The sequence below is a fragment of the Mongoliitalea lutea genome, assembly GCF_014652135.1.
GTDB classification, from domain to species: domain Bacteria; phylum Bacteroidota; class Bacteroidia; order Cytophagales; family Cyclobacteriaceae; genus Mongoliitalea; species Mongoliitalea lutea.
In genome coordinates, this window is sequence record NZ_BMYF01000018.1 from 14678 (window position 1) to 38980 (window position 24303).

At 39.6% G+C, this 24303-nt stretch carries 24 protein-coding genes; 13 read left to right on the forward strand and 11 right to left on the reverse strand.

Translation table 11 applies throughout. The annotated features are described in order from the left end of the window. Positions 1-123 precede the first annotated feature (123 nt). The 3 genes from aroQ to IE080_RS13955 are packed head-to-tail and all read left to right on the forward strand — an operon-like array spanning position 124 to position 2197. Positions 124-546, forward strand: coding sequence for a type II 3-dehydroquinate dehydratase (gene aroQ, locus IE080_RS13945; RefSeq protein WP_189583763.1), 423 nt, complete (start codon positions 124-126; stop codon positions 544-546). Beyond that, the gene (locus tag IE080_RS13950; RefSeq protein ID WP_189583766.1) at positions 543-1601 is read left to right on the forward strand and encodes an aminotransferase class V-fold PLP-dependent enzyme; all 1059 of its coding nucleotides are present in this window, start codon (positions 543-545) and stop codon (positions 1599-1601) included. Before aroQ ends, IE080_RS13950 begins: the two co-directional genes overlap by 4 nt. A gap of 5 nt (positions 1602-1606) precedes the next feature. Beyond that, a complete protein-coding gene (locus tag IE080_RS13955; protein ID WP_189583769.1) occupies positions 1607-2197 on the forward strand; it encodes a MarC family protein in 591 nt (196 codons plus the stop codon). A 173-nt stretch (positions 2198-2370) separates the two neighbouring features. Here IE080_RS13955 and IE080_RS13960 read toward each other — a convergent pair whose 3' ends face one another. After that, a complete protein-coding gene (locus IE080_RS13960) occupies positions 2371-3564 on the reverse strand; it encodes an ATP-binding protein (protein WP_189583772.1) in 1194 nt (397 codons plus the stop codon). A 235-nt stretch (positions 3565-3799) separates the two neighbouring features. Here IE080_RS13960 and rnhA point away from each other — a divergent pair, with 235 nt between their 5' ends. The 5 genes from rnhA to IE080_RS13985 all read left to right on the forward strand — a co-directional run bounded on the left by rnhA (position 3800) and on the right by IE080_RS13985 (position 10045). Beyond that, entirely contained in the window at positions 3800-4258 is a 459-nt protein-coding gene (gene rnhA, locus IE080_RS13965) for a ribonuclease HI (RefSeq protein WP_189583775.1), read from the forward strand. Between the two features lie 11 nt (positions 4259-4269). Beyond that, entirely contained in the window at positions 4270-4989 is a 720-nt protein-coding gene (locus tag IE080_RS13970; protein ID WP_189583778.1) for a tRNA1(Val) (adenine(37)-N6)-methyltransferase, read from the forward strand. Between the two features lie 92 nt (positions 4990-5081). Continuing rightward, positions 5082-6551: an IPT/TIG domain-containing protein gene (locus IE080_RS13975; protein ID WP_189583781.1), complete on the forward strand. Its 1470-nt coding sequence runs from the start codon at positions 5082-5084 to the stop codon at positions 6549-6551. A 12-nt stretch (positions 6552-6563) separates the two neighbouring features. Beyond that, entirely contained in the window at positions 6564-8972 is a 2409-nt protein-coding gene (locus IE080_RS13980) for a TonB-dependent receptor (protein WP_189583784.1), read from the forward strand. A gap of 5 nt (positions 8973-8977) precedes the next feature. Then, positions 8978-10045 carry a DUF4249 domain-containing protein gene (locus tag IE080_RS13985; protein WP_189583787.1) on the forward strand — a complete coding sequence of 356 codons (1068 nt, stop codon included), beginning with the start codon at positions 8978-8980 and terminating at the stop codon, positions 10043-10045. 19 nt (positions 10046-10064) lie between these two features. Here IE080_RS13985 and IE080_RS13990 read toward each other — a convergent pair whose 3' ends face one another. Then, positions 10065-11396, reverse strand: coding sequence for a saccharopine dehydrogenase C-terminal domain-containing protein (locus IE080_RS13990; protein WP_189583790.1), 1332 nt, complete (start codon positions 11394-11396; stop codon positions 10065-10067). 129 nt (positions 11397-11525) lie between these two features. Between IE080_RS13990 and IE080_RS13995 the strand changes: the two genes are divergently transcribed. From IE080_RS13995 to IE080_RS14005, 3 genes are read left to right on the forward strand one after another with little or no spacing between them, the layout of a single operon-like run. Beyond that, entirely contained in the window at positions 11526-12008 is a 483-nt protein-coding gene (locus IE080_RS13995; RefSeq protein WP_189583793.1) for a cytidine deaminase, read from the forward strand. After that, entirely contained in the window at positions 12008-12673 is a 666-nt protein-coding gene (locus IE080_RS14000) for an alpha/beta hydrolase (protein WP_189583797.1), read from the forward strand. The genes IE080_RS13995 and IE080_RS14000 overlap by 1 nt, the downstream gene beginning before the upstream one ends. Positions 12674-12729: 56 nt before the next feature. Then, on the forward strand, positions 12730-13176 hold the full coding sequence (locus IE080_RS14005; protein ID WP_189583800.1) for a UPF0158 family protein: 447 nt from the start codon (positions 12730-12732) through the stop codon (positions 13174-13176). Positions 13177-13210: 34 nt separating this feature from the next. Here IE080_RS14005 and IE080_RS14010 read toward each other — a convergent pair whose 3' ends face one another. The 9 genes from IE080_RS14010 to IE080_RS14050 form a co-directional block, all read right to left on the reverse strand. Continuing rightward, positions 13211-14521 (reverse strand): ABC transporter permease, encoded by a 1311-nt coding sequence (locus IE080_RS14010; protein WP_189583803.1) that lies wholly within the window; start codon positions 14519-14521, stop codon positions 13211-13213. Continuing rightward, the gene (locus IE080_RS14015) at positions 14514-15350 is read right to left on the reverse strand and encodes an ABC transporter ATP-binding protein (protein WP_308428173.1); all 837 of its coding nucleotides are present in this window, start codon (positions 15348-15350) and stop codon (positions 14514-14516) included. Before IE080_RS14015 ends, IE080_RS14010 begins: the two co-directional genes overlap by 8 nt. A 99-nt stretch (positions 15351-15449) precedes the next feature. Then, positions 15450-16355: a toast rack family protein gene (locus IE080_RS14020; RefSeq protein ID WP_229800644.1), complete on the reverse strand. Its 906-nt coding sequence runs from the start codon at positions 16353-16355 to the stop codon at positions 15450-15452. Between the two features lie 60 nt (positions 16356-16415). Then, the gene (gene dnaJ, locus IE080_RS14025) at positions 16416-17522 is read right to left on the reverse strand and encodes a molecular chaperone DnaJ (RefSeq protein WP_189583809.1); all 1107 of its coding nucleotides are present in this window, start codon (positions 17520-17522) and stop codon (positions 16416-16418) included. A 6-nt stretch (positions 17523-17528) separates the two neighbouring features. After that, complete coding sequence (locus IE080_RS14030; protein WP_229800645.1) at positions 17529-18113, reverse strand: nucleotide exchange factor GrpE; 585 nt, start codon at positions 18111-18113, stop codon at positions 17529-17531. A gap of 72 nt (positions 18114-18185) precedes the next feature. Then, positions 18186-19181 carry a GTPase ObgE gene (gene obgE / locus IE080_RS14035; protein WP_189583812.1) on the reverse strand — a complete coding sequence of 332 codons (996 nt, stop codon included), beginning with the start codon at positions 19179-19181 and terminating at the stop codon, positions 18186-18188. A 78-nt stretch (positions 19182-19259) separates the two neighbouring features. Next, positions 19260-19832 carry an adenylate kinase gene (locus IE080_RS14040; protein ID WP_189583815.1) on the reverse strand — a complete coding sequence of 191 codons (573 nt, stop codon included), beginning with the start codon at positions 19830-19832 and terminating at the stop codon, positions 19260-19262. Between the two features lie 24 nt (positions 19833-19856). Continuing rightward, positions 19857-20384: a hypoxanthine phosphoribosyltransferase gene (hpt, locus tag IE080_RS14045; RefSeq protein WP_189583818.1), complete on the reverse strand. Its 528-nt coding sequence runs from the start codon at positions 20382-20384 to the stop codon at positions 19857-19859. A gap of 85 nt (positions 20385-20469) precedes the next feature. Beyond that, positions 20470-21387, reverse strand: a complete 918-nt coding sequence (locus IE080_RS14050) for a M20/M25/M40 family metallo-hydrolase (protein ID WP_189583821.1) — start codon at positions 21385-21387, stop codon at positions 20470-20472. A gap of 164 nt (positions 21388-21551) precedes the next feature. Between IE080_RS14050 and IE080_RS14055 the strand changes: the two genes are divergently transcribed. Both IE080_RS14055 and IE080_RS14060 read left to right on the forward strand, forming a co-directional pair. Next, positions 21552-22844: an OmpA family protein gene (locus IE080_RS14055; protein ID WP_189583824.1), complete on the forward strand. Its 1293-nt coding sequence runs from the start codon at positions 21552-21554 to the stop codon at positions 22842-22844. Positions 22845-22947: 103 nt separating this feature from the next. Next, a complete protein-coding gene (locus tag IE080_RS14060; protein ID WP_189584015.1) occupies positions 22948-24243 on the forward strand; it encodes an OmpA family protein in 1296 nt (431 codons plus the stop codon). Positions 24244-24303: the final 60 nt, after the last annotated feature.

Here is a 24303-nt window from a genome sequence, read left to right on the forward strand (position 1 = left end):
GCTTGTATAAAGATTAAAATTGGCAAGTAATCACAGAAAAAGCAAAGGAACTTTAGAGGATATTTTGGGCATGCACCAAATTACTGATACTTTTGGGTATTCAAACCACTAAACCAGATTCCTTTGAAAATCATCATCATCAACGGTCCAAACCTCAACCTGCTGGGCAAGCGGGAACCGGGAATATATGGCAGTCAATCCTTTGAGGAGTTTTTTAAGCAATTGCAGCAGCAATTTCCTCAGCTTGAGCTTCATTACTACCAATCCAATGTGGAGGGAGAACTCATCAACAAAATCCATGAAGTAGGTTTTTCCTTTGATGGGATATTGTTGAATGCTGGAGGATATACGCACACATCGGTGGCCATCTCGGATGCGATTGCGGCAGTGCAAACGCCGACGGTAGAGGTGCATATTTCTAATATCTACAAGCGGGAAGAGTTTCGTCATAAAAGCATCATCTCCCAAGCTTGCGTAGGGATGATCTCAGGTTTGGGCTTGAAAGGATACGCATTAGGAATCCATTATTTTATCACACACTCATGAAAATCACATTTGCTCCAGGACCGTCCAAAGTGTACGATGGACTACCTCAATATATGCAAGATGCATACCAACAAGGCATCTTAAGTGCTAATCACCGTTCTCCTGTTTTTATGGACCTATACCAAGAAGTAGAGCAGTTGATGCGGGAAAAATTGCACGTGCCCGCTGATTTTAAATTATTGTTCACTTCTTCTGCTACAGAAAACTGGGAAATCATTTCTCAGTCCATCGTACAGGAAGCCAGCTTCCATGTGTATTCGGGTTCGTTTGGAAAAAAATGGTTCGATTATGCCAAGCATATTGTGCCTGCTACCCAAGGACTCAAGTTGGATGCCAACGAGGTGATAGATGTCGCGTCTCTGAACATTGGCAATACCTGTGACGTCATCTGCCTGACTCAAAATGAAACCTCCAATGCTACCCAAGTCAGAAATGAATACCTGGCTGCGGTGGCTGCAAAATATCCTGAGAAATTGATTGCTGTGGACACCACATCATCCATGGGGGGCATTGCGTTGGATTGGCAGTACGGAGATATTTGGTACGCATCGGTTCAGAAGTGTTTTGGTTTGCCCGCAGGTTTGGGGATCCTATTACTTTCCCCAAGAGCCATTGCCAAGGTCAAGGAAAAAGGGGAGTCGGGAAGGTACAACAGCCTTTCGTTTATGCTGGAAAATGCTGTCAATTATCAGACCCATTATACGCCGAATGTATTTGGGATTTATTTGCTCAAAAGAGTCTTGCAGGGCATGCCTGAGATACAGCTAGTCGATAAAAAAATCAAGGAGCGTATGCGTGCCTTGGAAGACTGCATTGCCAATACCACGCAGATGCGCATGCTGATTACCAACGAACAAGCCAGAAGTAGCACGGTCATGGGAGTGACTGCCAAGGAAGATTTTATCGCTTCTATCAAAAAAGCAGCCGAAAAAGTGGGAATGCAACTCGGAGGAGGTTATGGTCCTTTGAAAGCGACAAGCTTCCGAATTGCCAATTTTCCTGCGATTACGGATGAGGAGTTTAACAGATTATTGGATTTCCTTAAAAACTACTGACAGCCATGTTTGATCTCAAGCAGATTTTCTCTGTGACGCTGATTTTATTTTCTGTGATTGATATTTTGGGTTCTGTGCCTATCATCATCAATTTGAGAAAAAAAGTAGGTCATATACAGTCTAGTAAAGCTACCTTGGCTGCTGGGTTTTTGATGTTACTGTTTCTCTTCGTTGGAAAGTCTATTTTGAGCCTTTTTGGCATAGGAGTGGAGGATTTTGCCATTGCAGGAGCCTTGATCATTTTTGCTTTGGGGGTGGAGATGATATTGGGTATTGAATTGTTTAAGCCTGACCCGGAAGCCTCGACCACTTCGGCATCCATTGTCCCAATTGCTTTTCCCTTGATTGCGGGGGCAGGAACCCTCACTACCATCCTGACTTTAAAGGCAGAATTTACCCAAGCCAATATTGCTGTGGGAATCATAATCAATTTAGCGATTGTCTATGCAGTATTGAAAAGTACGAATTGGCTGGAGCGAAAATTAGGAAAGACGGGGTTGGATGTATTAAGAAGAATTTTCGGGATTATCCTCTTGTCGATTGCGGTCAAGATATTCAAGACAGCATTGATGTCTGGTGATATGGTGGCAGTTTAGTTTATTAGGGATAACTGTCGCTTTGGAAGAAGAATAATTTTATTTACTCGATGTATTGAGTAAAATTACTCAGTATATTGAGTAAAATTTTTAAAACATGTTTAAATAATTGGTAATTAGTAAGTTATAGAAATATTTTTAAGCAATAAAAGCAACCTCAATGGTCGCTTTTTTTAGAATAAATCAGTCATATCCAGCGCTAAAAACTCTTGCCAAGGAATTCCATCGTTACCAATAACAAAAAGCTTATCAGGGGCAAACTTATCTTTGAAGGCATTCAGTCCAGTCAATTTTCCTGTGAGCCCTGATTTTACTTCTAGGCCAATGAGTTTTTTTTGATATTCAACGACAAAGTCCACTTCATCATTCCCTTCTTTCCAATAATAGATGGATAATTTTTTGTTTCTAAAGCTTTGGTTCATCAGGTGAGCACCAACAGCGGATTCTACCCATCTTCCCCAGCTAATAGGGTCTTGACGGAGGTTTTCGTAGCTTTCATTGGATATTCCTGACATGATAGCAGTATTGTGAACCTGGAATTTAGGGCTAGAAGCACGTTTTCGGATCATGTTTGGGCTGTATTTTTCAATGCCTCCCAGCAGGCCTGCATCATTTAGTAATTCTAGGTAATTGGCTAGTGTGGTCGTATTTCCTGCTTCGGTGAGTTGTCCCATGATTTTGGTAAAGCTCAAGATTTGCCCTGAATAGACGGAGCCTAATTCAAAGAGTCTTTTCATCAGAGCCGGCTTATCCACTCTTGTCAGCATCAGGATATCTTTAGAAATACTTGTTTCCAATAAGGAGTCCCGAAGATAGCTTTTCCAACGATCCTCATCTTCTCGTAGTGTAATGGCACCGGGGTAGCCTCCAAACCATACGTATTCTTCCGCACTTAGTCCAAATGCCGTCTTCATCTCTGTTAAGGTCCAATGGCCCAAATAGGTGGCTTCAAATCTTCCAGCCAATGACTCTGTCAAGCCTTGTTGGAGCATGAGACGGGAGGAGCCCAAGAGGACAACTCTGATATCCCGTTCTTCCAAGCTGTCTTTATCCCATTCAGCTTTGACCTGTTCACTCCAGTTATGGATTTTCTGAACCTCGTCAATGACCAGTAGAAGTGGCTTGTCTGTTTGTAGGGATTGCTGAAGCCTTGCTGCTTCCCATTGTTGATTGATCCATGCTTGGTCCCCCGCAGGTACGGCATCGGCTGCTACAAACTTTGAAGGATAGTTGAGTTCCTTCATGACCTGCCTGACAAGGGTAGTTTTGCCCACTTGACGAGGTCCATAGATGACTTGGATGAACCTTCGAGGTTCATTGCCAAGTCTATGATGAATTACTTTTTTGTCCGAACGATAGAAGCTCATTTCGTTGAATAATAGCTACTTACAAATTTACGCGTTTTATTGAGTAAAATTACTCAATCTATTGAGTAAATTTTTAAAATTAAATACAAATCATTGAAAGTGAGATTGATATGAAACTATTTTTTGTTAATTTTTGAAGGAGGTCAAAGGTACTTTTATTCTTTTGATTGTTAGCTTTGCAAATCCTACCTCCTTACTTTGGGATATTATTCGTTTTTAAATGTTTTCTTTGTGCATGATTTCAATTTTTACAGACGGAGCGGCCAAAGGCAATCCCGGACCTGGGGGTTATGGGGCAGTATTGTTGTACAAGCAACACCGCAAAGAGTTATCAGGAGGCTTTCGGATGACCACTAATAATCGTATGGAGCTATTAGCTGTGATCAAAGCCTTGCAGGAACTGAAAGTTCACGGGATTCCTGTGACGATTTATTCTGATAGTAAGTATGTAGTGGATGCCATCGAAAAAGGTTGGCTGTGGGGTTGGCAGAAGAAAGGCTTTAAGGATAAAAAAAATCCAGACTTGTGGCGCGTGTATATTCCACTGCACGTCAAGTATAAGCCCAAATTTGTCTGGGTGAAGGGTCATGCAGGGAATGCAGAGAATGAGCGCTGCGACCGATTGGCGGTAGAAGCTGCCGAAGGGACCAACTTACCGGCAGATATTGGCTACGAGCGTGCTGAAGATTTTTAATGGGCTCAACCATGCGTAAAGGATATTTTCAGTTTAAGCAATTTGGGGTGAAGCATGAAAAATCTGCCATGAAAGTATCTACCGATGCTGTAGTGCTGGGGGCTTTGGCTGGCTATGAATCCAGCTATGCAACAATTTTTGAAGTTGGCTTGGGTACAGGAGTGATTTCATTGATGCTGGCTCAGCGGTTTCCGCAAAGTAAGATTACAGGAGTTGAAATTGATCAAGAAGCTTTTGAAGAGGCTTGTCAGAATGCCAAAGAAAGTCCTTTTAAATCACGTTTGGATTTTTTACATACTTCGTTTCAAGAGTTTTTATTAGGTGCAAATGAAGGAACTGTAGATTTACTAGTCAGTAATCCGCCTTATTACCCCGATCATTTGAAGTCAAGCGATCGTAAACGAAATCTTGCTCTTCATACAGATGCCCTGAGTTTTGAGGAATTAGTATCAGGAGCTAATTATCTCTTACGTGAGCAGGGAGAGTTTTGGGTGATTTTGCCTGAGCGGCAGATGTTGGATTTGATTGCTAGATCAAAGGCTTATGGGTTCCAGCTTTTTGCACACGTGATTTTGAAAGATAGAAAGGATAAACCTGTACTTCGGTCGATTTGTGGGTTTTCAAAAAAGGAAAGAATTTTTTTTCAGAATGAAATTATTATTCGGGATAATTTAGGAGAATTTAATTCTGATTATGCTTCCTTATTGAAGGAATTTTTGCTGATTTTTTGAGATTGCGTTAATTAAACGGTAAGCACTGATTTTTGTTGTTTCATTTAAAAAAATATTCGTTTATTTTTAGCCCTGCATTTAATACGATTGTGATGAAAAAGTACAAGTTTGGCTTACTTTCACTCCTGATTTTCATTTTTGGTATTTTTATCTCTTGTGAAGAAGCTGAAGATTTTACGACCTCCCTAGCCACAGAAGACGTGCTTTACCTGAGTGGTGAACGTGTGCGATTATTAGGGAGAATATTGACTACTCAAGCAGTCAATGCGACAGATCACGGATTCTACATTGCTACCAATGAAAGTTTTACCCAACCTTTGATTATTTCTTTGGGACAACGTACGAATCCAGGTAGGTTTATAGGTGAAGCATCGGGATTACAAGTGGATCAGCGGTACTTTGTCAAGTCATTCCTTGCTTTGGAGGGAGAGATGCTGTTTGGGAATATCATAGAATTAAACACACTTACTCCTGCTGCTACAGGATTACAGCCCAATAATGGGAGATTTGGGGAGATCATTAATATTTTGGGGAGAAATTTCACCGCTGATACGCGTGTTTTTTTTGGAAATACAGAAGGTCAAGTCGTAGGAATAGATTTTGAATCCCGGATTCGTGTTCGGATACCGGTAGCAGAGGCTCCAGTAGTGACGATCCGTGTTGTCAGTCAAGGGAGGGAAATGGTAGTATCGGAAGTATTTGAATATACTACCGGGACATACAGGAAAATCAGTGACTTTCCTGGTTCACAGCGGTTTTTTAACAATGTGTTTCTTCAAAGCGGAAAGGACTTTTATGTTGGTCTTGGCACTGAGCGTGGATTAAGTTTCAACTCACAGTTTTGGAAATTTGATGTTTTGGCCCAACAGTGGCAACAAGTTCCATTTGAAGGTACACCGCTTAGATTTGCTTTTAATTCTACGCAGTACTTTGGTTCTGGGTCAGTGTTACTAGATAGATTTCCTTTTTTTCTGGTTCCAGATTTTTGGAAGCTAGAGTCGGATGGTTCATTTACCCGGCTTCCTGACCTACCTTTTGTAGAAGCAAATGCCTTAGCTTATGAATTGGATGGCCAACTATATGTGGCGGGAGGAGAGAATGGCTTTGGTAGAGAAACTTATCGGTATAGCCCAGCTACAGGTAATTGGATGAGGGTAAATAACACTCCGTTTAGGGTTACCAGAGCTACTATATCGTTTGTTTACGAAGGTAAAATTTATATCCTGAACCCTGAGACCCGTGAATTATTTGCTTACACTCCAAGTACGGATACTTGGTCTTTTGTGACTAATTACCCTGGACAGCCTGGAGGCACAGGTGGTTTCGGGTTAGTAGTTGATGGTAGAGCTTATATAGGAATGGAGTTTCGATCCAACCGTATTTGGGAGCTCAACTTGAGTAATATGAATTGGGCATTGAAAAATGATTTTCCTGGCATTATTCAGGCTAGCAATGCGGGTGTATTTCTTCATGATGGTCTTATTTACTTTCTAAGAAGTGCTGATTTACAGTTGCAAGGCCCCATGGAAATGTGGGAGTTTGACCCAAAAGGATTTAATTGATAAGCATTTACTATGAAGAAATTTTTACTTGTAATTGGTTTACTACTCTTCATCATCCCAGGAGTGGTGCTTGCTCAGCAAAAGGCCACCGTTGTAGGAAGAGACATTGGTGAGTTAAAAAATATACGGATTAGCGGCCGTTTGATTGATCAGATATCGGGAGAACCATTGGTTGGTGCCACTGTTACTATTCGTGAATTGAATAAAACAGAGGTGACCAATACTAATGGAAGCTTTTTTCTGGTTTTAGATCGGGCAGAATATACCTTGGAGTTTAGATATGTGGGCTACGAGACTATTATTTATCCTATTATAGCTGTTGGAGAGGGCAGGATCAGTTTGACCATGATCCAGGAAGATTTCACCCTTGATGATGTGGTGATTTTTGGAAGGGATCCAGAGAAAAACTTGCGCAGTACGGAAATGGGTGCCATCAGCATCAATATGAATACGCTTAAGGAGCTCCCACCATTTTTAGGGGAAGTAGATATTATCCGTTCCATTGCGACTTTGCCAGGGGTGTCTCAAGTAGGGGAGGCTTCTTCTGGATTGAATGTCAGGGGTGGAGGTGCAGACCAAAACCTCATCATGTTTGCAGGTGCACCGATCTACAATCCTTCCCACTTATTTGGTCTATTTACTGCATTCAATCCAGATGTGGTCAATGATTTCACCTTGTATAAGGCGATCATTCCAACAAGGTATGGTGGAAGAGGTTCGTCTATTCTTGATATTACGCCTAAATCAGGCAGTTTGGACACCTGGGGGGGAGATATGATGGCAGGATCTGTATCTGGTAAGCTATCAATAAATGGTCCCGTGGTTAAAGATAAAATTTCTGCGAAAGTTGGTTTTAGAGGATCTTATATTAACTGGTTACTTAACTCATTAAATAATCCTGAATTGCGTACCAGTCAGGCTAATTTCAATGATGTGAATGGTATTTTGTATGGAGAAATCAATGAAAACCATAACATCACCTACAGTTTTTATCGCAGTTATGATGATTTTGCATTGGCCTCAGATACAACTATTTCTTGGACCAATCTCAGTCATTCTATTCGTTATAATGGGAAGCTTTCTGAAAAGTTTTTTGTGGATGCTATTGGGTTTTATACCTTCTATGATTTTAGCATTTTCAACCGCTCAGGGATCAATAATTTTGATTTGAAGTCAGGTATCGAAGATGTTGGTGCTCGATTGAATTTCACTTACAATCTCGGGGATAGGAATAAATTATTTTTCGGAGCTGATACTAAAAATATTACCATCAACCCAGGAGAGTTGATTCCAGGAACCAATGAAAATGGGGAGATGAGCGTCCTGCCTCAGCTGGTGCAGCCTGAGTTTGCTAGAGAATCCGGGGTATATTTTCAACATGATTTTGAAATAGGAGAAAAACTCGGTTTCTCATATGGCTTGCGCTATGATTCGTATCAGTATTTTGGTCCACGTACAGTTCGCTCCTATGCCCCCAACCTTCCCATCAACTCAGCAAATGTAATTGGAGAACGTACGTATGCAGATGGAGAGGTCATTCAGTCCTATGATGGCTTCGGGCCAAGGGCCTCCTTTCGATATTCGATCAACTCCAAAACATCGATCAAAGGCGGTTACAATAAAATGTATCAATTCATCCATTTGATTTCCAATACCGCCACTATTGCACCTACGGATGTGTGGAAGTTGAGTGATGAATTTATCCGTCCACAAATCGTCGATCAATATTCTTTGGGATTATATAAAAATTTCAAAGGAAATATTTTTGAGACCTCTTTTGAAGTTTATTATAAAGACATTCAAAATGTAGTGGACTATAAAGACGGTGCACGCTTACTCCTTCAAAATAACCTAGAGACGGAAATTATCCCTGGAGTAGGTCAGGCATACGGTGTAGAAATGTATGTCAAAAAGAACTTGGGGAGATTGACTGGTTGGCTTAGTTACACGTATTCGAGAGCCTTGAGAAGGGTACTTACACCATTTGAAGAAGAGATTATCAATGACGGGAATTGGTTTCCTGCCAATTTTGACAAGCCTCATGATTTGACATTGATTGGAAACTATAAATTGGCTTCCAATGTCTCATTATCTGGTACCTTCTTCTACAGTACCGGAAGGCCTGTTTCTTTTCCTGAGGCAAAATTTGATTTTGCAGGTAATTCTTTAGCGTTCTTTAGAGACAGAAACTTGCAGAGAATACCTGATTTTCACCGTCTGGATTTGTCCTTAAACTTTCAATTGAAGGGGAAAGGAAAGTTTTATGAAGGAGATTGGACATTTGCTGTAATGAATGTCTATGGTAGAAAAAACCCATTCTCTATATTCTTTGCTGACCAGGCAGGTTCACCTCCTCAAGCTTATAGATTAGCTATTTTGGGTGTTCCTTTACCTACTTTAAGTTATTCCCTTAAATTCTGATGCGCATGTTCCAACGATTTATATTAGTAGCACTTATTTTATTGGTTTCATCTTGTATCGATCCATACCGTATTTCTTTACCGGAAGGGCAGCGCTTATTGACTGTTGATGGATTTATCACAACAGATTTTGGTCCGCACAGGATTACTTTGACACGGTCAGATACTTATGGGAGTGTTTTTGAGGGATTGATTAGACCTGTTAGCCAGGCTACTGTTGCAGTTCGCGATAGTCAGGGTGAAGTGACGTTTTTGGTGGAAATGGAACCTGGAATATATGAGACGCCCCGCTCTTTTAGGGCAGAAGTAGGCCGCTCCTATATTTTACAGATTACACTTCAGGATGGAAAAGCATATACCTCTTTGCCAGAAACGGTTAATCCAGTACCTGCTATTGATTCTTTGAGCTATCGATCTGTTCAGATAGCAACGGATAGTAGAGTGGAAAACAGATCTGGTGTTCAAATTCTTGCGTCTTTTCGGGACCCTGCCGATCAGACTAATTTCTATTATTGGAGAACTGTGCCAGGAACCTTTGTAGTGGTAGCGAATCCTGAGCTACATACCTTTCCTCCAGATCATCCCACTAATCCTCGAGGCCCCAATCCCAAAGATTGCTGTGCCACCTGTTTTCTTGTGGATCCTAGTAGAATCACAGGCTTTTCTATAGCTTCGGATGAAGACTTCAATGGCTTATCCAATAGGCTTCCAGTGGCATTTATTGAGGACAATGGATTGCGATTTAAACGAACATATCGTGCCCAAATCCAGCAATTAGGCATCTCTGCACAGGCACACCGGTTTTTAAGACTAGTGGAACAACAAGTTTCTCTAACTGGGAGTGTTTTTGATCAACCTCCAGCTAATATCCGTGGAAATATGATTAGTTTATCTGACCCCGATGAAACTGTCTTGGGCTATTTTATAGCAGCTTCTGTGGATACCAAGCAGATTTATATTGAGAACGAGCGCTTACAGTTTTTACAAACACCGAGAATCATACCAGATGATTGCCGTACTGTGCCAGGTGCAGTAGTAGATCCACCAGCAGATTGGAATCCGCCAAGAAATTAAGTGGAGCACTCACGTTGAGTCAATCTAGGTGCTCTTCCCTGAAAATGATCCCATGTTTTTCCAATGCCTGGAGAATAGGGTGATAGATTTCGCGGCTAGTAGGTCTCAAAAGACCTCTTGATTGAATTACCCCATCCATAAATAGATCCACGGCTATTGCAAGCGGCAATCCTACAGTCTTGGCCATAGCCGTATAGGTTTGATTGATTCCCTGGTCTACGAGACTTGATGTTAGTGTTTGGATTCCTTTTGGTGTCTGAATTTCAAAAATATGCTGCATCACAATCAAATCCTTGTCTGATTCTTGGAGTAGCCATTTAGGTTCTAGGATTGCTTGTAAAATAGCCGCTGGACTTCCTTGTGTGAGCGGTAGATGCTCATTGGAAAATAATCCCAAATATGTCAGTTTTTCTAAAATAGGTTCATCAATCCAAGGAAGGTACGCTGTCAGTTTTTCTTCTACCGTCTTTGTTTCATGAAACGGGAGAAAAGAATTGAGAAATGTACGTTTGGTAGCCTTACTGCTTTCAAAGTTGATGGTGAACGAATCATCGGTCATTCCTAGCTGCACAAAAACATTCCAAGCTTGGCAAAAGCCTTCTTTTCTCAGGGTGCCACGGAGAAGGGTAGGGGTTTTTTGAAGATTATAGACTTCTCGATAGGCTAGCGAATCTCTATTGGCATATCCTTCAAATATTCCATAATTTTCTATTGCTATCTTCTCAAACCTTTCGAAAAGTTTATGGTACGGAATGTACTTGTACTCATTGTTGTCCAAATATTTTGCAGTTCCTTGACCTGCAAGGACTACATTTCTTGGGTTCCAAGTGAATTTATATTTCCAAGGATTGTCATCTGATTCTGGAGCCATCAGTCCTCCGGTATAGGACCTAAAACTTAGAATGGTATAGCCTTTGGTATGAACCTCATCGATAATTTTCATGGCAGACATATGGTCAATCCCAGGATCTAATCCACATTCGTTAAGAAAGAATAAGCCCTTTTTTTCAATTTCACTTTGCATTTTTCTGAGTGCATCGGATTCGTAGGATGCCGTGAAAAAGTGCTTACTAAACTCTAAACAATCTTCGGCAATCATAGGGTGTAAGTGGGCCGGAAGCATGGAAATCACTAAATCTGACTCCTGAATTAATTTTTTACGACCTACTACATCATTTAAATCGATGCATTTCGCAAGCCCTCTCGGGTTTTGTTTGATTTTTTCCTCTGCAAGGGTAAGTGAAAGATCGGCTACAATAATTGTTCGATTTTTTTTGTTGGCAGTTTCCAGCAAATAGTCAATAAGATAAGTAGCAGATTTTCCCGCGCCAATGATGAGGATCTTTTCCATATACAGCGATTATATTGTTATGCAAAATGTCAAAAAAGACCGAATGTGAAAAATACAGGCACAACTAAATTAATATATTAACATTTTCTAAGTTTTTTTCGTTAATTCAATCCCATTTAAGTGCGAAGCATGCGAAAAAGAATAGAACAGACAGTGTGTCTGATGGAATTGGATCTCTCGGAATTGTCATCCGTAGAAAATACATTGATCGAAAAAGCAAAGGAGTTGATGGAAAAAGCATATGCTCCTTACTCAGAGTTTTTTGTTGGGGCGTCTGTATTGCTTGAAAATGGCGAGATATTTTCGGCAAATAATCAGGAGAATGTTTCTTTTCCTGTGGGCGTTTGTGCCGAGCGCGCAGCATTAGCCTATGCGATAGGTAATTTTCCAGATCAAGCGCCTGTGAAGATTGCAATTGTGGCTAAAAAGCAAGGGCTAGATAGACTAGCAAATGTAACTCCCTGTGGCTCATGTCGACAAACCATCAATGAATACGAACTCAAATTCAAAAAGCCTGTAGAAATTCTAATCCTTACACCCGAAAATACCGTATTAAAGGCCGAGGGAATAGAGAATTTCCTTCCTTTTAGGTTTAAAGATTTGAATGATTAATGAAAGCAAGTATCCGATATGAGCACCAAGCTCATTACTACACTTCCCACTTAGTCAATAGACGTGAAAAAAATATCTGGGTAGTTCTTCACGGTTATGGGCAATTATCCAGTTTTTTTCTAAAAAAGTTCGAGACAGTTTTTTCGGATGATACTCTTTTCTTAGCTCCGGAAGCTACCAACTATTCCTATTTGCAGGGATTTTCTGGTAGGGTAGGAGCTAATTGGATGACTAGGCATGAACGGGAGGCTGCGATTGCCAATAATAACCGTTACCTCAATGCCGTCCTTCAAATGCAAGTTATAAAATTTGATAAGACACCGAATATCCATATTCTAGGTTTTTCACAAGGAGCAGCGACAGCGACCCGTTGGGCTGCGCAGTTGAATTTACCAGTGACTTCACTGGTTTTATGGGCAGGAGGGTTTGCACATGATTTGGATGTGCATGCAGCGGGAAACAGGTTGCGTGAAAGCCAGATTTATGTAGTGCAAGGAACTCAAGATGAATTTATTACTGAAGAATCAAAACAAAAACAAGCAGAATTGATTTCCACTTTGGGCCTTCCTGTAAACCATAAAAGTTTTGATGGAGGGCATGAGTTGAACATGGAAGTATTTAGAGAAATACTGCTTTCAAAAGAATGTGAGGGAAGCAGTCGTTAAATGTTTGATATTTAGAAGGACTTATTTAATTTTCCCAAAATTTTAGAACAATACTCATGTTAGCGCTTTCAGAAAAAGAAGTGGAGAAGATGGCAGCCTTGCTGCTAAAAGGTATGATATGTTTTTATCAAATCGACAACAAAAAGATTCATTCCATGCCGGATGATGAGGACTATTTTAACTACGATTTGACTCCCGACGAGGAAGATATCTTAGATGAAATTGAAGATAATCCAGATAATTATGCTGAGTTTACCAAAATGGAGCCCAATCAGGAGCATATGTTGATGGAAAACTTCACTGAGCGTATGGTCAAAGAGAAAATGTTCCAAGATGAATTGGTCAATGCACTATCTAAGCCAAAAGCCAGTACCGGGTTTAAATTTTTGATTAACAATTCTGGTAAGTACAAAGGGTTATGGGAGGAGTATCACTTGACACGTTATAAGGATTGGGTAAAAGAGCAAATAGACAGTTATAATTACTCTGAAGAAGAGGAATAATAGAAAAGGGAGCTTTCGGGCTCCCTTTGTTCATTTAATGAGATGATCTCAACCAGCGCCACAAAGTTTTGTAACTGACTTTGGTGCCATGCGTTAGGATGCCGATTCGGTAAATTTTTCCTGCTAGCCAAGTGGTGCTTAAAAATCCTCCGATCAATAAAGTCATAGATAGCAGTAGCTCCCACCAAGGTACACCAAAGGAAACACGACCCATCATAGCAATCGGCGATGTCAGAGGTATAATGGAAAGCCAAAAAGATACCTGACTCTCGGGATCATTAAGAACAAATACAAAAAGACCCATGTAGGAAATGATCAAAGGAATAGTAATGGGAAAAACAAACTGCTGGGCCTCCGATGGACTGTCTACAGCTGAACCAATTGCAGCAAACAAAGCCCCGTAGAGCAGGTATCCTGCTAAAAAGTAAAAGGTGAATAGGAGAATTATCGATACAAAATCAATTCCCTGAATAACCTGAATGATTTCTACAAATTCACTGGGGTTATCGAGTGATTGACCAGTGCTATCGAGCTGAAGTTCCATGAGCTCCTGTTGGGGCATTTTTTGACCAAAATATCCGGTTACTATGGAAGATAAGCCAGTGATGAGTAGTACCCAAATAGAAAATTGTGTAAGTCCAACAGCACCTATTCCTGCAATTTTTCCCAACATCAGCTGGAATGGTTTCAGGGATGAAATTAATATTTCGACAATGCGACTGGATTTTTCTTCAATGACGCCTTGCATGATTTGATTGCCATACAAAAAGATGAAGAGGTAAATCAAGATTCCTGTGATGAATCCAATCACATAGTTTACTGTAGCGCTGCTGATTTTTTCCTCTCCTTTTTTGTCTAGTGTTATGTTTTGGACAGATACTTTGGTGCGGTAACTCTCCAAAATTTTTGGGTCAAAGCCAGCTTCATATAAACGTTGTTCCTTAATTCTCCTCTTGAGGCTAGCCTCAACAAAGGAAGTAATGCCCATACTAGGGCTCTGCATCGTAAAAAATGTAAATCCAGAAGGCTTTGTTAAATCTATCACCGGGATATATAATAATCCATAGCGTTCCCCATTTTGAACCATGGCTTTTGCATCATCTAATGAAGTGTTGGAAAACGAAAAAGCGTATTGCTCCGAGCTTTCGATGAAAAACAAGTTGTTTTCATCTACTACTTCGATGATTCGGAGTGAAGGCTTATCCATATCTTCCAAAGCTATCCAAAGGAAAAGTCCGATAATCGCAGGAAATATGAGAGGAGTTAATAAGGTGGCTAAAAGAAAAGATTTTTTTTGTACCCTAGAGAGGTATTCGCGCTGAATGATTAACCAGACTTTATTCATGGCTCAGGGTTTTTACTTGTTGGATAAATATTTGTTCCATGCTGGGGATCAATTTGGTGAACTCCTTTACTTCACCCATAAGCATCAGATTTTGCAAGTATTCATTGGTCTGCATGCCATTTAGGCTGACTTCGAGCGTGACAATATCTTGATCTTTATTGATTAAAGTGCCTTCAGGCAATTGATCGGTAAATGGTTTTAACTTGACTTGGTATCTATCTGCGGCAAATGTTTGTTTGACCTCTTGAAGTCTTCCTTGTAGGATGATTTCTGACCTGTTTAAGAGAGCTATCGTGTCACAAAGTAACTCCACAGACTCCATACGATGAGTCGATAGGATGATGCTCATGCCTTTTTCACGGAGTTCTAGGATTTCATTTTTGATCAACTCCGCATTTACCGGGTCAAAGCCTGAGAAGGGCTCATCTAAAATCAGCAATTGCGGCTCGTGTATAACGGTGGCGATAAACTGAATTTTTTGAGCCATGCCTTTTGATAGCTCGTCTATGCTTTTATTGCGCCAATGTTGGATATCGAATTTTTTTATCCAATTGCTGACATGTACTTTGGCGTCATGGTCTGATTTCCCTTTCAACTTGGCAAAGAAGACGAGTTGATCCCAAACTTTCATTTTTTTGTAGAGGCCTCTTTCCTCCGGGAGGTAGCCTATATTTGCAATATGCTTGGGCTGTAAAGCTTCGCCTCGAAAGAAAATTTTCCCGCTATCCTGTTCAATGATCTGATTGATAATTCGAATAAGGGTAGATTTCCCCGCTCCATTTGGTCCTAAAAGACCAAATATTCCTTGTTGAGGTATGGCAATACTCACGCTGTGAAGCGCCGTGGTATTTGCGTAAGATTTGTGGAGTTGATGAGTTTCTAGGATATTCAATGCCTTCGTTGGATTTTCTTTGAAGGCTAAAAATTACTACTTTAAGGTAACAGAACCAATAGAAACATCTAAAGTTAACTCCATAAGATTAGGCGCATCTTCTCTGAATGATTTGCTGATGTATGTTTTGTTTCCAATATCCTTCAAATGTTTGGGAACATAGGTACGGCACATGGCAGTTGATTTGATCTTTACAATGTATGGTTGGCTTTCGTCCGGTAAGGTTAAGTTGATTTTTCCAGCCCCTACTACTGCATTGAGCTGGGTTCTTTCGGTCATTATTCCGGTAAAATAAAGATCCATACTACCGTAATTGATTTCAAAATTCATCTGCTTTGCATTGAATAGATTCAATTGTTTGGCATGTAGATTCCCCATGTTAATGGTAACAGAGAGGGTGTCCATCTTTACCGAGTTAGCAGTCTTCCTGCTATAATCAAAATTAATATCTGCACTTGCAGAGCGAATTTTGCAATTAGAAACGGGGATTTGAGAAAGATCAATGTTGGCTACACCTACACCAAAATTCAAATTTAGATCATATAAGAAATTGGAGTTGAGATCAATGTTCCATCGATGTCCAAAATCATCATTGCTGCTCGGGAAAAGCTTGTAGGAAAGGGATTTTCCAAGACTTTCGGACTCCACATTGCGATGAATCAGATTGGCATGCATGGTCTGATCCTTAATTTGGTAGGAAAATGATGGGAGAATGTTGACTTTCGAAAGATGGGAGTGAATATGCAAAGGATCTGAACCGGCCTCTCGTTTGATGCTTGAGATGCCTTTATACACGTTGAAGTCTAGGACTACCAGATTAAATCCCTGATTTTCTATAATCTTAAAATCCTTAGTAATCTGTGCTTGCAAATCTGAAAGTACGCCGATCAGCAGACTAATTAGTAAGATAATCCTATTCAACATAACTATCAGAAACGGCAATTGGGTGTAAAGGTTTTCGAAATCTAACAAAAAAGCCGGAAATAAATCCGGCTTTTATTTTTAGAAGAACTCCTTCATCTTGTCGAAGAAACTCTTTTCTGATTTCCCTGGGTCTGGTTTGAAGTTATCGGAGTTTTTCAATCCTTCGAGAATGCTTCGCTCTTCTTTGCTTAACTGCTTTGGTGTCCAGACATTTACATGAATCAATTGGTCACCTCTCGAGTATCCGTTGAGGTCTTTAATACCCTTGCCTTTTAGGCGTAGGATTTTGCCACTTTGAGTGCCTGGCTCAATCTTGATTTTCACTTTTCCATCAATGGTAGGAACTTCAATTTGCTCTCCTAATGCAGCATCAACAAAACTGACATATAAATCATATACTACATTATTGCCATCTCTTTGAAGTATTTCATCCTCTACTTCTTCAATGACGATCAATAAATCGCCTGGTATACCTCCTGCTGTTTCATTGCCTTTACCTGACATGCTTAATTGCATGCCATCAGCCACACCTGCTGGAATATTGATAGTGATGACTTCTTCTTTTAGAATAAGTCCTCTTGGATCTGCTTCTGCTGGTTTTTTATCTACGATTTGACCATTTCCGCCACATACATGGCATGGAGATGCAGATACCATTTGCCCTAGCATGGTGTTGACCACCTTTTTAATTTGGCCTGTACCTTGGCAAGTTTGGCAGGTTTTGAACGTTACTCCTTCGGCAAGAACCTGTCTTTTGACTTTTATTTTTTTCTCAACTCCGTTAGCAATTTCCTTAAGGTTTAGCTTAAGTTTTACACGTAGGTTGGTTCCTTTTTTGGTACGTCTACCACCTCGTCCTCCTCCAAAGAAAGACTCGAATCCTCCGCCTCCGAAGATATCTCCAAATTGTGAGAAGATATCCTCCATGTTCATTCCGCCACCGCCAAAACCACCATTGCCGCCGAGGCCTTGATGTCCGAATTGGTCGTAACGTGCCTTTTTATCCGGATTGCTCAATACCTCATAGGCTTCCGCTGCTTCTTTAAATTTGTCTTCAGCTTCAGGATTGTCCGGGTTTTTGTCGGGGTGATATTGGATCGCAAGCTTTCTATATGCTTTCTTGATTTCTTCAGCACTAGCGCTTTTGCTTACGCCCAATACTTCATAATAATCTCTTTTTGCCATGATTTCTTAAGCTCCTATTACAACTTTGGCATATCTTACTACCTTGTCTCCAAGGGTATATCCTTTCTCTACTACATCAATTACCTTGCCTTTCATGTCCTCAGTGGGAGCAGGGATTTGTGTGATTGCCTCTTGAGTATCAGCATCGAATGGTTTTCCGATGATATCAGTCATCACCTGTAAGCCTTTGCCTTCCAATACCTTCACAAGCTTATTGAAAACCAATAAATTTCCTTCTCTTACGTTTGCAGCATTATTTTCTGACTCACTTGCCTTGAAGGCTCTCTCAAAATCATCTACTACAGGAATAATTTCCTTCAAAACATCTTCTGAGGCAGTTTTGATTAAGTCAATTTTCTCCTTGGCTGTTCTTCTTCTGAAGTTTTCAAATTCAGAATAAAGACGAATGTATTTGTCTTTGGCGTCGGCAACTTCTAATTGAAGTTTTTCTATTTCTGAAACGTTTGTGTTTTCTTCTACTGAATTGGAAGAATCACTGGAAGAAACGTTTTCAGTTGTTACATGTTCTTGTTCGTTCATTTCTTTGGTAGCTGAATTTACGTGCTCTTCGTTCATGATATCTTTTTCCATCGTGTTGCTATTTTTACTCAAATTTCCTTACTCAATTCATTTGCCATCCCTTACAATCTGACAAAGTGGCATTTAATCATTGGTAATTGCCTGCCAGAGAAGATCCTTCAGTTTGTCTAAGTTGTATTGACTGACAGAAGAAATGAAAATGGATGGGATATCTTTTGGGACATCTTTTTTCATTTCATTGATCAACTCTTCATCTAGCATATCAGCTTTGGTGATAGCGAGAATTCGCTTTTTGTCCAATAATTCAGGATTGTACTGCTCCAATTCACTCAATAAAATTTCATATTGCTGCTGAATATTATCTGCATCAGCTGGGATCATGAATAATAAAATAGAGTTGCGTTCAATATGTCTTAAGAAGCGTAAACCTAATCCTCGTCCTTCAGCAGCCCCCTCGATAATTCCCGGGATATCCGCCATAACAAAGGACTTATCGTCTCTGTACGATATCACACCTAAATTTGGGACAAGTGTGGTGAAAGGATAATCTCCGATTTCAGGTTTTGCCGCCGAAATTGACGCCAATAGTGTAGATTTTCCTGCATTAGGGAAGCCCACTAATCCTACATCTGCTAGGAGCTTTAATTCTAAAACTATCCACTCCTCGATCCCAGGTTCCCCCGGTTGTGCATAGTGTGGTGCCTGATTGGTGGCAGTTTTAAAATGGTCGTTGCCGAGCCCACCTCTTCCGCCGGGAGTTAAAATTACTTCCTGACCATCTTCTGTGATTTCAAAGAGGACCTCCATGGTTTCTGCATCCTTCGCCACAGTCCCCAAGGGTACATCTAGGATGATATCTTTTCCATCTCGCCCTTTTCTTCTGCCGCCTTCTCCATTTTTCCCTTCTTCGGCAATGACATGCTTCTTATATTTAAGGTGTAGGAGTGTCCAATGTTGGGCATTTCCACGAAGAATAATATGACCACCTCTTCCCCCATCACCTCCATCAGGGCCACCCTTTGGTACGTGTTTTTCTCTTCTAAAATGGACAGAACCTGCCCCTCCTGCGCCCGAACGGGAACAGAATTTTACATAATCTATAAAGTTTGAATCTGCCACGGCTATTGTGTTAAATAAAAATGGCTAAGCGTATAAGCTTAGCCAATTTCCTTTGCAAAGATACAAAATATTTAAAGATTAATAACTTTCAAGCACCTTACTGATATTTTGGAAGATTTCATCGATTTCTCCAACACCATTAATTCTGGTGAGTTTTCCTTGTTTTTCGTAGTAAGAAGCCACAGGTAAGGTTTCATCCAAATATACATTAATCCTTGTTTGGATTTTTTGCTCATCCTGATCGTCAGCTCTTCCAGATGTTTTGCCTCTTTCTCTGATCCTGTTTTTCAATACTTCTTCATCTACTTCAAGAGCGATCATTCCTGAAATCTGAGAACCGATTTTCACCATCAATTGGTCGAGGGCATCTGCTTGCGCAACTGTCCGTGGGAAACCGTCAAAAATAAAACCATTAGTCTCCGTTGTTGAAACCAGCTTGTCTTCAACCATGCTTATAACCACTTCATCCGGTACCAAATGACCTTGGTCCATGTAGGTACGTGCCAACTTTCCAAGGTCAGTTCCTTCACCAAGATGTTTTCTGAATAAATCACCAGTTGATAAGTGGGTCAATTGAAACTTTTCAATGATTTTTTCACTTTGGGTTCCTTTTCCGGCTCCTGGAGGGCCAAATAATACAAGATTGATCATGCTTATTTATTTTTCTGCTGCTACTTATTTTAATTGATATATTTCTGGGAGATTTCTCCCTAAGCCATCATAGTCCAAACCATATCCAACCACAAATTTATTTGGGATTTCAAAACCTACGTATTTGCAGTCTATTGGATGCTTCAACGCCTCTGGTTTTAATAAAAGGGTGACTACAGAGATAGATTCAGGAAGCATAGTGCCTAATTCTTCCAATATTTTTTTCATACTTAAGCCTGTATCTACAATGTCTTCTACTATGATCACATGCCTTCCTTTCAATTCAGTGTTTAAGCCTAATATCGATTGAACTTCCCCTGTAGATGTTGTACCATGATAGGATGCAACCCGAATGAATGAAACCTCAATAGGACAAGAGATGTATTTCACAAGATCAGATAAAAACATAAATGAACCATTCAATATGCCTATTAATAGGGGCGTCTTGTCCAGATAATCTCTAGTGATTTCAGTTCCCAGCTTTAATAACCGATCTTGTATCGTGTCGGCATTTATAAATGGTTGGAATTCTTTGTCTTTGATTGTGATCATATAGTAAATAAAAAAGCCCTTAACCGAAGGGCTTTACAAATATAAAAAAAAATGAAGCCCTTCGTTACTTTTATCTGCTAATAACTTATAGATGTCTGACAAGGTATTGATACATTGCCGTCATTGTCTCCAAATCTTTTAAGGATACTTTTTCATGAGGACTATGTACATGGTCTTCTGGGGCTCCAATAAAACACCAATCAATTAGATAAGGCGAAAATTGGATCTCTCGCCCATCGGAACTTCCGTTTGCTTCGACTTCTAATTGAAAAGGTATTCCACTTTCTTTTGCTAGCGCTATGATTCTATCTATGAATTTTTTTCGTGGGATATGTCTGTCACGAATAGAAATCACTACGCCCTCATGATGCTGTACTCCGTCTGTGACCCATGTGATGTCTGAAATCAAAGCATGTTTAATGGGGGCTGTTTGTTGAATGAAATGGAGTAAATAAGGGAGACTGCCACCACCATGTTCTTCGTAGGTGGAAAATACGATCCAACCATTTTCTATAGTTTCACATAATTCCAAAGCATTGTATATGCCTAATTTATTGTCCAAATAAGGTCCAGAAATAAAATCCTCATCAATCGTCCATGGATTTGCGAAAGACAATCGTGTTCCTCTTGCAATTGCTCTTGGGAAATCATGATATAATGCTCCATCGTTTTCAATGAGTTTGCATCTAATAGGTCCCAAGTCATCTTCGCCTTCCAAGATGTAGCCGGTTTCAGCTTCTGGACCACCGATAGGTATTAATTGGTTATTATACCGAACCATGAAACCAATCGTGTCTATATGCGCAAAAACGGCAGTTTGGGGATTCCCAAACTTTAATAGAAGACAATCATGAAATTCTTCTCCATAATAAATGTCAGGTATAACTTTAAATTCCGATATTCGTTTAGAGATATAATTATGTAAAAAATTAGCTATTAAAGATTCGTCCCCAGATGTACCTTTTATTTTGGACAAATCATTCAATAATTGATAATTTGGCATAGTTTATGTTAAAGTTTGTGAAAATAAATTACATGCGAAAATCGAAAAGATTTTTGATAAAGTTTAAATAATTAAATTAATAGCATACATTTGTATGTAGTTAAAACTTACGAATCTAAAATCAAATCATTAAACACTTAAAAATCTGAAAAAAATTTTTTATTATGAAAAAAATCATACTATCAACATTAATTGCAAGCTCTCTTGCATTAGGTGCAAATGCACAAGACGACTTTAATAAGTGGTCATTAGAGGTAAGTGGAGGATTTAATAAACCAATGGCTCCTTTAACTGCTGGTTTTCTTTCTCCAACATTAAACATTGGCCATGCTGACCTTGGAGTTAGATATATGTTCAATGAAAAATTCGGAGCCAAAGTGGACTACGGATTCGGTTCCTTCTCTGAATCCAGTGGCAACAGCCCTTCGTTCTCTACAAATTACTTTAGAGCAAATCTATCTGGTGTAGCGAATCTTGGTAGAATCATGGGTTGGGAGTCATTCACAAGACGAGTAAATTTACTTGGGCATTTGGGTGCTGGCTTTGGTAATGTTAGAGCACAAGAAAATACTTTCAACGATTTTACAGACAAAGTATATAATATCATGACTGGTCTTACTGGTCAAGTTAAATTAACAGAAAGAATAGCCTTAACAGGTGATATTAGTACAATTTTGAATGGTAGGCAAACAGTTTCTTTTGACGGAGCTTCTGCTATTTCTCCAAATGATATGATTGGTGCTAATAACAATGGTTTCTTTGGAGCCAATGGTACATGGTGGACAGGTACATTAGGTCTAACATTTTATCTAGGCAATAAAGATACACATGCTGATTGGTATATCGCTGCTGATAAATATGCTACTAAAGAAGAATTAGCTCAGCAAATCGGTGAGATTAAAGATATGCTTAAAGATTCTGACGGAGATGGTATTCCTGATTACTTAGATAAAGAACCAAATACTCCTGCTGGAGCTAGAGTTGATTCTTTCGGTAGAACCTTAGATTCTGATGGTGACGGTATCCCTGATCACTTAGATAAGTGTCCATTCGCTCCAGGACCTGCTTCTAACAACGGTTGTCCTGTAGAAGAAGTGAAAGAGGTTGATTACTTCAAAAAAGCTATTAACGAAGGTTATGTAAACGTTTACTTCGCATTCGACAGTGCTAAGCCACTAGGTTATTCTTCTTCTTCAGTTAACTATGTAGCTAACTTCTTGAAGAGAAATCCAGGTGTAAATGTTGAAATCAAAGGTTTTGCTGATGAGTTGGGTCCAGAAGATTACAATATGAAGTTATCTGAAAGAAGAGCGAAATCAGTTTACGACTTGTTGATTGCAGCAGGTATCGATGCAGGAAGACTTTCTTACAAAGGATATGGTGAAGACACTAGCGTAGATAAGCGTTCTGCTGATGCGAGACAACTTGCCAGAAGAACAAGCTTTGAAGTGAAATAAAAAAATAATAATTCAGATTATAAACCCACTTATTTTTTAAGTGGGTTTTGTTTTTTTAAAGGAAGAACTAATTACATTTGCACTCAAATTAAAAGATTATTATATGAAGAAGATTCTAGGCCTTGTAGTTGTAGGTTTTTTATTATTTACACCTTTGTTTGCTCAAGTTGATTTTAATCGATGGTCAATTGAAGTTGATGGTGGTTTTAATAAACCAATGGGGCCATTGACGCCTGGTTACTTATCCCCAACTTTAAATGTTGGACATGCAGGAATAAGCGGGAGATACATGATCAATCAATATTTTGGAGTAAGTTCTGACTTAGGTTTCGGTGTGTTTCGTGAGGTGAGAGGAGAAAGTCCAAGATTTAGAACAAGTTACCAGAATTTGAATATTCAAGGTGTTGTAAATTTTGGTAGAATCTTGAATTTTGAGTCATTTATGCCAAAGTTAGGGCTATTATATCATGGTGGTGTTGGAGGTAGTAGATTAGATTATGAACCAAATTTATTTGGCATTGAAATTCCAGCGGAGTATGCATATACGATTGTGAACGGTTTTACTGGATTATTTAGTATTTCTCCAAGAGTTGCTCTTAAAGGTGATATTTCTGTTTATTTGAATGGTAGACAAACGTTTACATTTGATGGGATGTCATATAATGCTCCATTTGTAGTTGATCCTCCTAGAAATCCTTTCGTTCATGCTACAGGTACTTGGTGGACAGGTACACTAGGACTAGCAATATATTTAGGTAAAAAAGATGTTCATGCTGATTGGTATATAGAAGGTGAAAAATATGCCACTAAGGCAGAATTAGCGCAACAAATCGGAGAATTAAAAGATATGTTGAAGGATTCAGATGGAGATGGTATTCCTGATTATATTGATAAAGAACCAAACACCCCTATTGGTGCTAGAGTTGATTCTTTTGGTAGAACTTTAGATTCTGATGGAGATGGGATTCCTGACCATTTGGACAAATGTCCTTTTGTTCCGGGTCCTGCATCAAATGATGGTTGTCCAGTTAAGGAGGTTAACGAAATTGATTATTTCAAAAAAGCTATCAATGAAGGATATGTTAATGTTTATTTTGCCTTTGATAGAGCTAAACCTCAACCATTTTCATCTTCTTCTGTTAATTATGTGGCCAATTTTTTGAAAAGGAACCCAGGTGTTAACCTTGAAATTAAAGGTTTTGCTGATGAGTTAGGGCCAGAAAATTATAACATGAAGTTATCTGAACGAAGAGCAAAATCAGTTTATGACCTCTTGATCGCTGCTGGTATTGATGCAGGTAGACTTTCTTACAAAGGATATGGTGAAGACACTAGCGTAGATAAACGTTCTGCTGATGCAAGACAGCTTGCAAGAAGAACAAGCTTCGAAGTGAAATAATAAAATTTCATATATCAATAAAAAACCCGAACTTAGTTTCGGGTTTTTTTATGCCCTTAT